The following is a 15,189-nucleotide window of genomic DNA, read 5'->3' on the forward strand; positions in this document are numbered from 1 at the left end:
CTTCGAAAAGGATCACGGTTACCCCGTATTGTGCCATGCACGTCGATAAGTCGCGCCTCGCGCATGCGCCGAGGTCACGGCCGGTCCGGATACGGGGGGAACGATGCTTGCTGCGGCACGGGCAGTGGAGTACCTGCGACGCCTGCAACACCCGCGCGGCAGCTGGAGCGACTTCATGGTCGCCGTCGGCACCTCGGACGCCTGGGTGACGGGCTACACGGGCACGGCCCTGGCCACCGCAGCCGCCGCCGACCACCTGGACCCGGCCGTCCGCAAGGCCGCCGCGGAGGGCGCCGACGCCGCAGCCGACTGGCTCCTGTCGGTCCTCGGCCCCCGCGGCGCCTGGGGCTACCACGCCGGCGTGGCCCCGGATGCCGACTCAACGGCCTGGGCCGTCCGCCTGCTGGCCGCGAGGGGCCGCGCAGTCCCGCAGAGCGCCCTGACGTTCCTGGCGGCGCACGAGAGCGACGGCGGGTACCGCACGTACAACGACGTCTCCCGCACCCGCCGCTGGTCCCAGCCCACTCCCGACGTCACCGCGACCGCCCTGCTGGCCAGGCACGAGGCCGGCCAGCTGGACCGGGCGGCCCTGGCCGGCGCCTTCGTCCGCCTCATCGCCCCCTGGCAGCGCCCACCGGGCCGCTGGACGAGCATCTGGTGGGCCGAGGACGGCTACGCCACGACAACGGCCCTGGAGGCCTGGGTGGCGGCGGGCCGGCCGGGCCTGACCCCGGTCCCGGCCCCCGTCCGCCCTCCGCAGACGGCCTTCGGCCACGCCCTGTGGCTGCACAGCCTCACCCTGACCGGCGCCGCCGCCGACCCGCTTCCCCTGCTGGACGCCCAACGCCCGGGCGGCGGCTGGTCCGGCGACGCTGAGCTCCTGGTCCCCGACCCGAGCGGCGGCGGCCTGACGGAGCGCAGCATCGACGCCCGCGGCATCTTCACCACGGCCACCGCCCTGCGCGCCCTGCTGGTGGCCGCGCCCGCTGCTGACGACCGACCCCCGGCCCAGCCCCAGCGCTCCGACGCCGGCCTCGGCTACGACCGCCTGATCGCCACCGTCGCCGCCGACCTGGGCATCGACCCGGACCGCTCGGTACGGGTGTTCCGCGAGCTGACCCGCGAGTCGCTGGCCGCCCCGGTGCCGTGGCCCACCGCCCAGCTGTCCGGCCTGGCCGGCGGCCTGCCGGTAGAACTGTCGGTGACGGACGGACCACCGTCCCTGCGCTACACCGTGGAGGTCGGCGACCCGGTCCTGCCCGCCTTCCCCCGCGCGGTCAGCGGCCTGTACGCGATCGGCCGCGCCGCGGAACTGCTCGGCTTCGGCGAGTCCTGGGCCCGCGCCCGCCCCGCGATCGAGGCCATGGTCGACCCGTCGCTCCCGGTCCCAGAGGGCTGCCGCTTCTGGGTCTGGGCCGGCGTGGACGCTGAAGCCTCCGGCGGCGAGGTCCTGAAGATCTACCTCAGCGCCCTGCACCACGACCTCGCCGACGGCCGCGCCTTCCACCGCGTCGCCACCGCCTTGCAGCGCCTGGGGATGCCGGCTTCGGCCCCCGCGCCGGCCGCGTTCGCCCGCCTGGAGTCGGCGGGTTTCTGCCAGGAGCTCGGCATCGGCCTGGGCCGCGGCGGACGTCTCGGCGCCAAGGTGTACTACGAGCTGCCCGGCTGGCGTCCTGACCTCGTCGCCGCCGTGCTGACCGACGCCGGGCTGCCTGCCGATCCCTCCCCGCTCGTGCCCCGCATTCCGGGGGTGCTGACCGAGGAGGTCGCGGCTTCGCACCGGGCGGGCATCATGCTCCGCGTCGGTCTGCCGTCGGGGGCCGTGACGGAGGTGTCGTCGGCTTCGGCCTTCATGCGCCCGATGATCGGCCACACCGAGATCGCCCGCCGGGTCGGGGACTGGCTGGGGAGCACCGGGGACCGGCGCGCGTTCGACGCCGTCGCCCGGCGGCTCCTGCCCGGCTGGCCCGACAAGGTCGGCCGGCTGCACAGCATGTTCACGCGGGCCTACTCCGGGGACAGCGCTCGGACCACCGTCTACCTGCGGCCCGGGTTCCCTGCGCTCGACTAGCTCGGCCGCACGCAATTGGCGCAGCTTCTCGGCGTGGCGCTGGGCGAGCCCCCAATCGCGATGCCTTTTGTGCTCCTGCCGGAATTTCTCCGTGCTGGCACAGTAATTTCTTCGTCTCGTCGTGTCCCGCATCGCTGTCAATTCGGCCCGGCCAAACAATGACATCTGCCCCACACAACAATTGTCCCACCAGGCCCCGACAACCTCAAACGATTCCATATAAAGCGAAATCCCTGAGTTGTACCACCGAATGATGACCACGACGAACCCGGCAGCCCCCAACGGTCTGGACCACCGAACCTTGACCAGAGTCGGAACCGGGACCACGCTAACCCTGTGGGCCGCCGACAGGCGGGCCGAACCATCGGACGAGGGCACTGCGCGGTTGCCCATCGGTCCGGTGGAAAGCTTTAAGCCGGACCGATGGGCACCACATATGTGCCCTCGTCCGATGGTCCCCGGCCGCCGGGGCGACCGGAATGTATTAGCGTCGTCCCGGTACCAACTTTGGTCACCGTTCGGTGGTCCAGACCGTACATCCAGGAGCCGGGTCCGCAGTGGTCGACGTTCGGTGGTCCAGGCGGAGAAATTGGAAAGAGGAAAGAAGGAACTTCCCAGTTCCGAACTATCCGTTTCGCGGCCCTCGTGACCGGGCGTCCGGCATGATTGAGCTATGAACGACCTGAACCCCGGCGACGTGACAGTTGGCTCCACTGTCCGGGTCACCTTCGACCTTCCCCGGGATGACGACTGGCCGCCCGTCGGCAATGAAACGCTTGAGGCGCTCTTGGCGGCGCACGACACCGTGCAGCTGCGAGAATGTCCCTACTTTGCGCGCCATGTCGCGAAGGGTGACGTCTTTCGAGTACGCAGGATCGGGACCGGCTCGTGGGAAGCCCTCGACCGTCTGGAACCGTCGGGACATTGCACCATCAGGATAGTCCCATTCCGAAAGGGCCCGCTGGAAGGCTCGCGTGAACGGGTCATTGGAGCGTTCGCGCCGCTTGGGGTTTCAGGAAAAGGTCACAGCCGATTCAGGATTGTAGCCCTTGACGTCCCAGAGACCGCCGATCTCGTGGCCACGAAACACGTACTGTATGACGGCGTGGACGATGGCTGGTGGGACTACGAAGAGGGCTGCCTGAGCGACGCATGGCTGGCGACTGAACCCGATCGGAACCCAGCCGACTGACACGCGCACAACGCCGGTTTCAAGATTGCTTACATCGGCTCGTAGCACCTTTTGCTCTCTGACGAACCACTCGGGACGGCTGGATCGGGGCGGCGGCGTTGCTCTGGGCGGCGTTCGTGAGAAGGAACGACGGTGTCGTACGAGCTCCTGATCGACCGGATTCGCGCGAAGGCCGCCGCGGCCGGCGAAATTCGGGACCCAGTCGGCCGCGCGGTCGCGGCGGCACGTCCATGGGACGGCCATTTGGCGCCCGTCCGGCAGATGGCGGCTGATCACCATGGCCGCGCAACTCGACGAAGGACCGCGAAGTCACTCAATGTGGTCAACTCTTTCCACGGCGTATCCGATAGAGTTACGGTCGTGGATGTCATCGGGTGCTGGCGCGGAGGTCACATGGCGCGACGCAAGGGGCTCATCGCCCAGCTCATTGATGCCCGCCAGCAAGCGAGGAAACGTGAGGCGCAGGCTGACGCGCGTCGGCACCGAGAGTTGGTCGCCGAACAGAAGCGTCAGCAGGCGGAGGCGCTGCGTGAGGCGCGGCAGGCCGAGGCGGCCGCGAAAAAGGCTGATGCTGCCCGCATCCGCCACGAGGCCCAAGCCAACCGGTTCGCCGAGCAGGCGGCGGCGAAGGCGACTCGGGACGCGGCGCAGCGCGAACGCTCCGAGGAAATGCGCCGTACAGCAGAGTCCCGCGCTGCCGCCCAACTGGCCGCTGCGGCGAAACGTCAGGCCGATCAGGACGAACGCGCGCAGAAGGCGGCCGAGGCCGACTTCCGGACCGAGGCCCTCAACGCCAAAGTTGCCGACTTCAAGCAGCTCCTGGTCGCAAGGAACCGGACCGGTAGGTCATCGTTGGAGCTTGCCGCGGCCCTCCAACACGGCGGGCCCGCCGCGCTCGTCGAGCGCCTCCAGTTTGTCCTGGCCCAATCCCGCTATCCCGAGGGTCTGACGGGCAAGGCCGCTGCCCACTACGACCCGGCCTCCCGAGACCTTCTGATCGAGTACGAACTGCCGCTGCAAACCGCGGTGCCCGCCGTCGTCGCCTACCGGTTCACACCGGCGAAGGGCATGACTGCCGCGCCGCGCAGGGAGCCGGAGATCAAGAAGTTGTACGGCGACCTGATTGCCAGACTCACCCTCCGGACGATCGGTGAAGCCTTCGAAGCCACCTCGCCGGAGGTCGTCGCAGGCATCGTCTTCAACGGCTACGCATCGACGAAGGACAAGGCCACCCGGCGCGCCGTCCGTCCCTTGTTGATCAGCGTGAACGCGGAGCGGGACCGGTTTGCCGAGGTGGACCTGGACGAGCCGGAACTCGACCCTGTGCTGTGCCTCCGCAGCCACCTCAATGCCATCGTGTCCCCGCACCCCTACGACCTCGAAGCGGTGCGACCGGTGGTCTCCTTCGATCTGTCGAAGTACAAGTTCATCGACGAGATGGACGTCCTCGCCGGCATGGACAGTCGTATGGACCTGCTGGCGCTTGCGCCCGGGGAGTTCGAACACCTCATCCGCCGGTTGCTCGAGGCGATCGGCATGAAGTCGTGGGTCACGCAGGCGTCAAAGGATGAAGGCGTCGACGGCGTCGCCATCAATGAGGACCCGATCGTCGGTGGACTGTGCATCATCCAGGCCAAGCGCTACAGCAGGATCGTCGGTCTGGAGGCCGTCTACGCCTTGGCCGGCGTCATGGACCACAAGCGTCCCGCCAAGGGGGTCCTGGTCACCACCTCGTGGGTCGGCAAGGCCAGTCGCGACTTCGCGGCGGCGAACGGCCGTATCGAAATCATTGAGGGCCGGAACCTCAAACATCTGCTGAAGCAGCATCTCGGCATCGATGTGCTGATCAGCCTGGAGAAACTTCCGCCGGGCTGGCAGCGGGCCGACATTGCCTGAACCCTGCTTCCACCGCCCAGATGGAAGAAGAAGAACAACGTCCTGAGCTGTACCACGCCAACCCTGTGGGCTGCCGATAGGCGGCCGAACCATCGGACGAGGGCACAAACTTTGGTGCCCATCGGTCCGGTTCAGGGTGTTCTGGGAAATGCCAGCGGAACGACCCCATGCCGATCGGCCAGCGCGATCTCACCCTCGCGCAGGTCATCAGCGAGCGCAGCGTCCGAGTGCCCCCACCGCCGAGTAACAGCGCCAGAAAACCCGGACTCGGTCAGCAGAATCGCGTCCGTGCGAGCCCAGAACTCCGAGCTCTCCGGCGCCACGCTCGAAACGTGCAGGACCGTGCACCACGGCAGCTCGCCGATCCACAGTGGCGGCGGCGTCGGATAGTCCACGATCAGCACCTGCGGCCCCGGGTACGTGCCCGGTGCGCTCCCCGGCGACGGCGGCCAGTTCGACGGCGCATCCAGCCACGTCAACGCCGGGGTGTTGACCAAGCCGCGCAACGCGGCCCAGTACCGCGGGTCGGCCGTCAACACCGCGACCTGGCATCCGACCCCGAGCAGCCGGTACGCCAAGGCGCCGGCCAGCGCCGGATGGCCCAGCACGCCGATGCGCACCGGGCGGGGCTGGATCGCCGGGATCGACGCCGGGCGGCCGGAGCGGTCGACGCCGAGGAACACGCCGCCGAGCGGGATCTCCAGGGGCAGGTCGACGTGGGTCGGGCCGGGCCAGCGTACCGAGGGGAGCAGCGACATGTCGGCGTCGCCGGTGCGGGGCTTCATCGGGCCACCCAGCCGATCGCGCCGGTCAGCGGGCGGGGGCCGCCGCCCAGTGGGAGCGTGGCCAGCAGCCCGGCCGTCTGGGCGCCCGTCAGCGGGCTTGTCAGGGCGGAGGTCTGCAGCCGCTGGGTCGCCTGCTGGGCCACCACCTTGTCCGCCGCCACGAGGCGCACGGCGGCGCGGGTGCGGGTGGAGGGGCCGTCCAGTTCGACGGTCAGCGAGATCACTGCACGGTCCGCGGTTGTACGGGCAGCCGCGTCCAACAGGGCCAGCCAGTCCGCCGGGGAGCCGATCGTGGCGCCGAGGGTGTGGTGGTACGCGGTGCTCGTCGACCAGCAGTCGCGGTCCAGTTCGCCTCGTGGGCCGGGGTCGCCGACGGTGCGGATGACGGCGGCCAGGTTCGCGGCGTCCAGCGGGGCCGCGGCCAGGTCGCGGCCGAGCAGCCTCACCCGCAGGCGGGCAAGGGCGGCGGCCACGGCCAGTCTCGCGCCGTCGGCTCCGCCCTCGCCGCGGCGGCGGGCGGCGTCCGGGGACCAGATCGGCTCGTAGCGGACGACCACCCAGGCGCGGCGCATGAGGGGGAGGTCGGCGCCGGGCCAGGGGTCGCGGGCGTGCGGGACGGCGCCGTGGCCGTTCATCCGGGCCACGCCGACCTGTTCGATCAGGAGCTGTACGGCGGCCAGCGGGACGTCGTCGTCGGCGGCGTGCGCGGCCAGGCGGCCCAGGTCCAGCCGCAGCGGGCGGCGGGTGTCCAGTTCGACCGCCGCGGCGAAGCCCTGGCCGTCCCACGCCACGCCGAGCGGGTAGCCGTTGCGGTCGGTGCACTCGGCGATCTCCAGGTGCGGCGCCACCTCGGCCACGGCGCCCATGTGGTCCGCGCCCGTGAGGACGCCGGGGGTGTCGGTGGCTGGGACCGGGCGGCCGGCGGCCAGCACGCTCGTGGTGGCGTCGCGGCGGACCCGGGCGGCGAGGACCTCGGTCAGCCAGCGGCGGTCGCGGCGCAGCAGGGCGATCAGCAGGACGGCGATCGCGACGCCGAGGATGGTCCAGCCGCCGACGCCGAGCAGGGCCGCGCCGGCGAGGGCGGCGCCCACGGCCGCCTCGATGGCGATCAGGCGGCCGCGGCCGATGCGCAGGCGGCGGCCGGTGCGGCGGGGGGTCGTGTCGAGCGCGGTCGGGTCCGCCACCTGTGCCGTCACTTCGTCGCCGCCCCCGTTCCGGTCAGTGGTATCGAGTCTGGTGCACGTATCATGGTGCCGCACGGCGCGGGGGACAAACCGACGGAGGATGTACCAAAGCGATGGCGACCACCCGGGATCACGTCGCAGCCTACGACTACGAGAGCCGCAGGCGCGTGACGAGCCTCGTGCTCGGCGTCGACGAGGCCGGGCAGGACCCGAACCGGCGGCTGAACCGGACGCTCATCGGCAGCGCCGTGATCGCCGTGCTGGTGATGGCCGGGTTCGGCATCGCGGGACTGCTCGGCGGGGGCAGCGGGCCGGCCCTGCCGGACTCGGGGGCCGTGCTGGTCAAGGGCACCGGCGACCGGTACGTGCTCGTCGACGGCGTCCTGCACCCCGCGCTCAACCTCAGCTCGGCGCTGCTCGTCGGCGGCGGCAAGCCCACCGAGGTGCGGCCGTCGGTGCTGGACGGCAAGCGCCGCGGGCTTCCGGTCGGCATCCCCGGCGCGCCCGACGGCCTGCCGCAACGGCTTACCACCGGTCCCTGGACCGTGTGTGTACTGCCCTCAGGCTCCACCGTCGTGCGCGCCGAGGTGGAGGTGCTGGCCGGTGCGCCCGCGCCGACCGAGAACGTGCTCGGGCCGACGTCGGCCGTCGTGGCCGAGGACGGCGGGACGAGCTGGCTCGTCACGTCCGGCCGCCGGTACCGGCTGACCGGGAACACCCGGGCCGTGCTCGGCCTGCAGAACGCCCGCTCGATGGCGGTGCCGCCGCGGGTGCTCGACACGCTGCCGGAGGGGCCGGAGGTCGCCATCCCGGCCATCCAGCGCGGCGGCGCGCCGAAGGCCACGCTGCCGGTCCAGGCGAACGTCGGCGACGTGGTGCAGACCCAGGTGGCCGGGCAGGCCGCCAGCTACTCGCTGGTGCAGCCCGACGGCCTCAGCCCGATCACGGCGTTCACCGCGACGCTGCTGCTGGCCGGCGACAGCAAGCTGGTGAAGGGCGACCCGGGCGCGGCCAACGCGGCCACCTCGCAGCAGCCGGTGCCGGGCAAGGCGGGCTGGCCCAAGGAGGTCCCGACGGGCGTCGACCCGGTGCGCGGGCAGCCGCTGTGCGTGAGCACCAAGCCGGGCACCCCGCCGGGCGACGCGCCCTGGGCGGTCACGGTGAGCCTGCCGCCGGCCATGCCCGCCTCCAGCACGGCGCCGCCGATCGCCACCAAGGCCGGCACCGACACCGACCTGGCCACCTCGGTCGCCCTGGTCCCGGGCACCGGCGTGCTGGTCCTGGCCACCACCACGGCCGGTCAGGACGGCGGCTACAACCTGGTCACCGAGTCCGGCCAGCGCTTCCCGATCGTGTCGACCGACGCGGTCCAGCGCCTGCAGATGAGCCCATCCGCGGCCGCCCGCCTGCCGCTGCCGTTCGTCGCCCTGCTGCCGTCCGGCCCGACCCTGGACCCGGAGGCGGCGGCGAAGGAGTACCAGGGGAGCCGCTGAAAACCATGAGTGAGCAGAGCCTGTGGGCGGCCGCGGATCTGGCCACGCCGATGGCGATCCGGGTGGCGGCGACGCTGCGGCTGGCCGATCACATCGCGGCCGGCATCACCACCTCCGACGGGCTGGCCGCGCGGGTCGGCGCGAACCCCGACGCGCTCGGGCGGCTGCTCGGGCATCTGGCCACGGCCGGGATCGTGGCGCGGACCGAGGCCGGGTACGCGCTGACCGACCTCGGCGAGCAGCTGCGCGACGACCATCCGCAGGGGCAGCGGGCCTGGTTCGACCTGGAGGGCTCGGTCGGGCGCGGGGACCTGTGCTTCGTGGACATGCTGCACACGGTCCGCACCGGCGAGGCCGCGTTCCCGGTGCGCTTCGGGCGGCCGTTCTGGGACGACCTGGCCGCCGATCCCGGGCGGCAGGCGCAGTTCGACGGGCTGATGAGCGGGCGGCTGACCGCGGGCCTGCCCGACGTGGCGGCCGGGTTCCCGTGGGGCGGGCTCGGGCACGTCGTCGACGTCGGCGGGGGCGACGGCAGCATGCTGATCGCGATCCTGCGCGCGCATCCGGGGCTGCGCGGGACCGTGGTCGACCTGCCGGGCTCGACCGGGCGGGCGGAGCGGGCGATCGCCGCCGCCGGGCTCGCCGGCCGGGCCGGGGTCGCGGCGGGCAGCTTCTTCGATCCGCTGCCGGCCGGGGCGGGCGGGTACCTGCTGTCCGGGGTGCTGCACGACTGGAACGACGAGGACGCGGTGCGGATCCTGACCCGGTGCGCCGAGGCGGCCGGGCCCGCCGGTGCGGTCCTGGTCGTGGACCACATCGGCGAGGCCTTCGACACCGAGGGCGACCTGCGGATGCTGTGCTACTTCAACGGCCGCGAGCGCACCCTGGGCCGGCTGCGGGACGTCGCGGCGGCGGCGGGGCTCGCCGTGGCCGCCGTACACAAGGCGGGCTCTCGATCCATCCTGGAACTCCGGCCGTCCTAACCCGCCAGGCGGTGCAGCAGGAGCCGTTGCTGGCCGGCGTAGGCGCGCTGGCCGAGCTGGCGCAGCTGCTCCCGGCTCCTGGTCCCGCGCAGGTAGTGGTCCAGCGGCTCCACCGTCTCGGCCAGGGGCTCCTCGACGGCCGGCAGGACCGCGTGGGCGGCCAGGCGGTAGGCGCCCGCGCGGCCGGGGACCGCCTCGATGGGCAGGCCGGCCGCGGTCAGCAGGTCGATGTCGAGGTAGATGGTGCGCACGTCGACGCCGAACCGGCAGGACAGCGCCGCGGCCGAGACCCACGGGCGGGAGCGCAGCTGCAGGAGGATTCCCACGTGCCGCGCGTGCCGCGCGCTCACGAGGCCACCAGCAGCGCCTGCAGGGCACTGGCCTGGGTGCGCCAATCCGGCGGGGAGGGCGGGCTCGCCCAGCGGCTGCCGATGCGGTTCATCGGGTCGCGGGTGGACCACAGGGAGTTGGCCTGGGTGACGGCGAACGTCTGGAACTGGCCGGCTTCGGCGAGGTACCGCATGAACACGCCCTTGAATTGTTTCTGGTTGTCGTCGCAGGACTGCCCGGGGTCGCAGGACTCGGTGAGGATGCCGTTGCGCACGAGGGCGGTGGAGCCGATCGCGGCGGTGCCGAGGCGGCGCGCCGTGTCCTGGTAGGTCGCGTTGCCGGTGGCCCGGTAGAGCTCCATGGCGGCGCCGATGGCCAGGCCCTGGTTGTAGCTCCAGACCGTCTGGCCGTTGTTGCGGCAGTCGGTCGTGAGGCCGTCGTTGACCAGGTTGGAGCCGTTGATGAGGCCGCTGTTCTGCAGCCAGTTCCAGCCGGTGACCGCCTTGTTGAGCCACGCGGTGTCGCCGGCGATGCGGTTGTGCAGGGCGGCGGTCAGGCGCAGGTACAGCCCGATGGTGACGGCGTTCTTGTAGGTCCGCTCGCGGTCCCACCAGACCCCGCCGCCGCAGGTGGAGGTGTCCCAGAAGCCGGACACGTAGTTGGCGATCGTCACGGCCTCGGTGAGGTACGCCTGGTCGTGCGTGAGGTCGTAGGCGTCGATCCAGGTCAGGCCCCACCAGGCGGTGTCGTCGATGGAACGGCTGATGAAGTGGCCGTCGATCGGGTCGCTGGACCGGCCGGCGGCCGGGAACGCCACGCGGTTCACGTCGAAGGTGCGCTTCACCGCCCAGGCATACGTCTGGTCGCCGGTTTTGCGGGTGTACTGGATGAGCGTGCTCAGGGCAACCGCGGAGTTCCACCAGCTCGAGGGGTACCAGGCCGGATAGGGGTCGTAGGAGTACATGAGCGCGTCGGCGGCACCACGCAGGCGGTTGCTCGACGGGCGGGCCCAGGCGGTGCAGGCCCCGCTCTGGCTCTCGACGGCCCGGCCGCAGGCGCGCACGGCTCCGCCGTACAAGAGCGACGCCGGGTCTGTGACGTTGAAGCGGTTGGTGCGGCCGCTGGTCGTGCGGCCCAGCGAGGAGCCGCCTGGCCAGGACGCGCCGGCGTCGAAGGACCGGTCGAGCCACACCTCGTCGCCCGCGCGGTTGCCGGTGAGCGCGCCCCAGGCCAGGCCGCCCGCGTCGATGTGCAGGGCGATGGTGCGGCCGCTGAGGGTCACCGTGCGCACCGGGTCGGCGTCGGTGCCGCCGCTCGCGTTGTCGCACGTGGGGTTGCAGACCTGCGCGTGCACCCAGCCGGTGCAGGCGACCCCGTGCGCGTCGCCGCAGGCCCGGATCATGCCGCGGCGGTGGTGGGAGGGGTCGGCGAGGTTGTACATGAGGGTCCGGGTGCCGGTCCAGCCGGCCGGGATCCAGGCCTTGCCGAGCAGGCCGTCCCAGGTGGCGCCGCCGTCGAAGGTGCGGTCGAGCCACACGGACTCGTCCTGCGTGCCGGCGTCGATCGAGCCCCAGGCCATGCCGTCCAGGTCGGACACGTGCAGCACGATCCGGCGGTTGTTGATCAGCAGCGTGCCGACCGGGAACGTCTCCTGGCGGGCCTGGGAGGGGTCGCGGGTGTCGCAGTACTGGGCACAGACGGCGGTCGCCGCCTGTGCGGCCGTGGGCGCGACCGCGAGGCCGGCGACGACGACGAGCATGACGGCGAGCAATCTGCGGATGTGGATGGCGGCCACGTTAAACTTCCTTTACAGAAAGCGCTCTCACAACGTTGTACGTCGGTGCTTGCCTCTCGGTCAACTGGCAGTCGACCTGCCAGATCGGCTGTTACGCGATCGCCCGGACGTCGGCGTCCGTCAATGCCCGGGTCCACACCTTCAGCTGGTCGATGCGGCCGGGGAAGTGGTCGGCGTCGCCGCCGTTCCACTTGCCCCGGCCGATCGTGAACGCCCCGCCCGCGGCCCACGCCGCGCCGCCCATCGCCACGTTCGTGACGAGGACGCCGTCGACGTAGAGCCGCAGCCGGCCGGTGGACGCATCGCGCACCCCCACGAGATGCGTCCACCCGTCGGTTCGCGGCGGGAACGGCGACACCGCCCGGGTCGCCGCGGCGTTCGGTGCGTCGGCGGCGAGCATCGCGAACGCCCAGGCGTTGTCCGCCGCCGAGTACTGCAGATAGAAGCCGCTCACCTGCGCGCCGTCCTGCGCCGCCACCGTGGCGAAGTTCGACGTCGCCGCGAGCTGGACCCACGCCGAGACGGAGAAGCTCGCCGCGGTGTCCACCAGCCGGGCCGTGGTCGCGAACCCGGTGCTGCCGTTGAGCGCCAGCCCGGTGCCGCTGTAGCCGCCGCCGAGCGCCGCGCCGCCGCTGAGGGTCAGGGACGCGTCTGCGGAGTCGAACTGCAACGCCGCGACCTGGCTCGTGGCCAGGCCCGCGGCGGCGGCGATCGTGGCGGCCGGCAGCGCGTGGTCGTACGTGCGCACGTCCTCGACCGTGCCGGCGAAGGTGTCGGCGGCGGCCCCGTTCCACTTGCCCCGGCCGATCACCAGTGACCCGTTCGCCTGCCAGCCGCCGGTGTAGGCGACCTGACCCTGCAGGGCGCCGTTGACGTACAGGCGCAGCCGGCCGGCGTCGGCGTCGTACACGCCGGCGAGGTGGACGGGCGTGTTCAGGGCCGGCGCGGCCGTGGACAGGGCGCGGGCCGAGGTGGTGTTGTCGGCGTCGGCGGCCGTGAGCGCGAATGCCCACCGGTTGTCGCTGCCGGAGTACTGCAGGTAGAACCCGCTCGCGCGGGATCCGTCCTGGCTCAGGGCGGTACGAAAGCCGGAGAGGTCCGACGGGTTGACCCGGGCCATGACCGTGAACGCGTTGTCGGTGCGCACCACGGGCCGCGCGGTGGCCGCCGGGGACTCGCTCAGGTCGCCGAGGTTGCCGCTCGCGTCCAGCAGCGAGCCCCGCAGCGGCCAGGCGCCGGTGAGCCCGTTCGGCGTGTGCCGCAGCGCCATCAGGGCGAGCGCCCCGCCCATGACCGGCCGCGCGGTGAACCCCGACTGGTTGCCGCTGTCCGTGTCGTGCCAGTCGGTGAACGGCACCCGCGAGGATGTCGTGTTCGCGAAGGTGTACGCCTTGCCGATGAGCATGTCGCGCGCGGCGGTCTGCCCGGTGAGGAAGGCGGCGGTCCACAGTTCCCAGTCGACCTTCGTGTACGTGTGCCGCGGGTCGAGCGGCACCCCGTAGGCGTGCTGGTTCTGCAGGTACCAGCCGGCCTCCTCGGCCGCGACGGCCGGCGGGACGAGGTTGGTGCCCGCGATCCGATCCGCGAACCCGTTGTACTTGAGGCTCCACGTCGAGTCCGCGCCGTCGTACGTGAGCTTGAGGTGCGAGTGCGGCCCGTTCTGCGCCATCGTGGCCCACTGCGCGATGTACTGGCGGGCGGTCGCGGCATAGGTGGAGCTCTGCCCGGCGTAACGGGCGATGTCGGCCATGGCCCCGATGCCGACGATCCCCTTGAGCGCCAGGTTCACGCTGTGCGCGATGAACCCGGTGAAGTCGTCGGTCTGGTTCTGGTTGCCGGGGTCGGGCAGGTTCGCCACCAGGTAGTCGGCCCAGCTCTTGAGCTTCGCGTAGTGCGCGGTCGCGTAGGCGGTGGCCCGCGCGGCCGGCATGCGGCTCAGCAGCGCCGAGACCATGATGAGCATGTTCGCCGACTCCTCGACCGGCATGTCCTCCTCGTCCTGGCCGATGCGGCCGAACGCGTTGGGGTACACGCCGAGGTCGTGCGGGGCGAACGGCTTGTTGAAGCCCTGCACCTCGGTGTAGTCGAAGTGCGGGGCGAGCAGCAGCTCCAGCCAGCGCGGGGCGATCTGCAGGTACGCCGGGAACGCCGGGTAGATCAGGTCGACGGTGCTGAAGTCGCCGTTGGAGGAGATCTCCTTCAGGGTGACCCAGGGCGAGCCGTTGCGGTTGACCAGCTCCGTGCCGCCGAAGGCCTGGCGGACCACGAGGGCGCAGATCGCGGCGTACTGGTCGCTTGCGGGTGCGGTACCGACGGCCTGGTTCGCCCAGGCGGTGACCTGCGCGTCCAGGGCGGCGGCACCGGCCCGGGCGGCGTCGCGGTCGGCGCGGAACCAGGTCAGCATGTCCGGCCACGCCGCCCACTGGGTGCGCCACCACGGGTCGAGCTGCGCGCCGAGGTACGACACGGCGGGCGTGCGCACGTGGCCGATGACGAACACGACCGGGCCGCTGCCGGCCGGGCCGACGGCGCCGAGGGCCCGGTTGAAGGCGAAGACCGGCCAGCTCGCGTTGATCGCGCGGGGCTGGTTGCCGTCGGCGGTGTTCGGCAGCGCCCCGCCGGTCGCGGCGGCGGCCCGCACCGTGGCGTCGGCGCCGGTCTGCCAGGTGAGCCCGGCGGCCTCGTCGGTGGCGAAGACGACGGTGCCCCACGAGGCCTGGTCGCCCGCCTCGGCGAGCACCGACGGCGCGGCCGGCTGGAAGCTGTGCACGCGCTGCGTGCCGACGGTCTGTGTGGTCCAGGAGATCTGCTTCGTGCGGTCGCCGTGCGCCCACTCGCCGGAGACGTCGACGTAGAGCGACACCTGGTGGGTGTTCGCGTCCGTGGAAGTTGCGGTGATGCTGAGGTACGACATCGGCACCGACTGCCGGCGCAGGTTGGCCGGGTCGACGGGGGAGAGGAACTCGACCTCGAGGCGGATCGCGCCCGCGGTGATCGTGAACGTCGACCGGGTCGCGGTGACCACCAGGCTCGTCTGGTTGGCCAGGGGCCAGCCGCCGGACGGGGCGCCCATGAACACGTAGGGCTGGCCGTCGACGCGCACGAGGCCGGTGATCGCGGTGACGGCGCCGGCCCAGAACGTCGGCCAGTTGCCGGGCAGGGTGTCCGCGCGCAGCCACGTCGACAGGTAGGGCGAGCGCACGGCCAGAGGCGTGGCCGGCGGGCGGATCGGGCTGAAGGTCGTCGCCGCGTGGGCGGCCGTCTCGAACAGCATCGGCCCGAGGGCCGACCCGGCGAGACCGCCCAGCGCGGCCAGGCGGAAGAGGTCACGGCGGGTCGGGTTCACGTGACGTAGCAAACATTTTCCGACGCAACGTGTCAACGATCCCCATGAATTTCCTCGGTACCTGTTGGAAGTTGTTGACTCTGCGAAAGTCGCGCGGGACTTCTGCCAATCATT

The 15,189-nt window shown here is 71.9% G+C and carries 10 protein-coding genes; 5 read left to right on the top strand and 5 right to left on the bottom strand.

Features of this window, described 5'->3' with window-relative positions; translation table 11 throughout:
• Window positions 1–103 precede the first annotated feature (103 nt).
• From ACQPZ4_RS18660 to ACQPZ4_RS18670, 3 genes are all read left to right on the top strand, one after another.
• Window positions 104–2,071 (top strand): hypothetical protein, encoded by a 1,968-nt coding sequence (locus tag ACQPZ4_RS18660; RefSeq protein WP_433062477.1) that lies wholly within the window; start codon window positions 104–106, stop codon window positions 2,069–2,071.
• Window positions 2,072–2,744: 673 nt separating this feature from the next.
• Window positions 2,745–3,263 (top strand): DUF4265 domain-containing protein, encoded by a 519-nt coding sequence (locus ACQPZ4_RS18665; RefSeq protein ID WP_433062479.1) that lies wholly within the window; start codon window positions 2,745–2,747, stop codon window positions 3,261–3,263.
• A 132-nt stretch (window positions 3,264–3,395) separates the two neighbouring features.
• Window positions 3,396–5,159 (top strand): restriction endonuclease, encoded by a 1,764-nt coding sequence (locus ACQPZ4_RS18670; RefSeq protein ID WP_433062482.1) that lies wholly within the window; start codon window positions 3,396–3,398, stop codon window positions 5,157–5,159.
• A gap of 131 nt (window positions 5,160–5,290) precedes the next feature.
• Here ACQPZ4_RS18670 and ACQPZ4_RS18675 read toward each other — a convergent pair whose 3' ends face one another.
• Window positions 5,291–5,944 (bottom strand): hypothetical protein, encoded by a 654-nt coding sequence (locus tag ACQPZ4_RS18675; protein WP_433062484.1) that lies wholly within the window; start codon window positions 5,942–5,944, stop codon window positions 5,291–5,293.
• Window positions 5,941–7,128 (bottom strand): type VII secretion protein EccE, encoded by a 1,188-nt coding sequence (locus ACQPZ4_RS18680; RefSeq protein WP_433062487.1) that lies wholly within the window; start codon window positions 7,126–7,128, stop codon window positions 5,941–5,943. The genes ACQPZ4_RS18675 and ACQPZ4_RS18680 overlap by 4 nt, the downstream gene beginning before the upstream one ends.
• Before the next feature lie 113 nt (window positions 7,129–7,241).
• Here ACQPZ4_RS18680 and eccB point away from each other — a divergent pair, with 113 nt between their 5' ends.
• Window positions 7,242–8,621 carry a type VII secretion protein EccB gene (gene eccB, locus ACQPZ4_RS18685; protein WP_433062490.1) on the top strand — a complete coding sequence of 460 codons (1,380 nt, stop codon included), beginning with the start codon at window positions 7,242–7,244 and terminating at the stop codon, window positions 8,619–8,621.
• 5 nt (window positions 8,622–8,626) lie between these two features.
• On the top strand, window positions 8,627–9,604 hold the full coding sequence (locus tag ACQPZ4_RS18690) for a methyltransferase (protein ID WP_433062493.1): 978 nt from the start codon (window positions 8,627–8,629) through the stop codon (window positions 9,602–9,604).
• On the opposite strand, the gene ACQPZ4_RS18695 is transcribed toward ACQPZ4_RS18690, so the two are convergent.
• From ACQPZ4_RS18695 to ACQPZ4_RS18705, 3 genes are all read right to left on the bottom strand, one after another.
• On the bottom strand, window positions 9,601–9,954 hold the full coding sequence (locus ACQPZ4_RS18695) for a helix-turn-helix transcriptional regulator (protein ID WP_433062495.1): 354 nt from the start codon (window positions 9,952–9,954) through the stop codon (window positions 9,601–9,603). The genes ACQPZ4_RS18690 and ACQPZ4_RS18695 overlap by 4 nt on opposite strands.
• A complete protein-coding gene (locus tag ACQPZ4_RS18700) occupies window positions 9,951–11,729 on the bottom strand; it encodes a glycoside hydrolase family 76 protein (protein WP_433062498.1) in 1,779 nt (592 codons plus the stop codon). Before ACQPZ4_RS18700 ends, ACQPZ4_RS18695 begins: the two co-directional genes overlap by 4 nt.
• A 91-nt stretch (window positions 11,730–11,820) precedes the next feature.
• Window positions 11,821–15,075 carry a glutaminase domain-containing protein gene (locus ACQPZ4_RS18705; protein WP_433062501.1) on the bottom strand — a complete coding sequence of 1,085 codons (3,255 nt, stop codon included), beginning with the start codon at window positions 15,073–15,075 and terminating at the stop codon, window positions 11,821–11,823.
• Between the last annotated feature and the right edge of the window lie 114 nt (window positions 15,076–15,189).

This window comes from Dactylosporangium sp. CS-033363, from assembly GCF_050942475.1.
Classification (GTDB): domain Bacteria; phylum Actinomycetota; class Actinomycetes; order Mycobacteriales; family Micromonosporaceae; genus Dactylosporangium.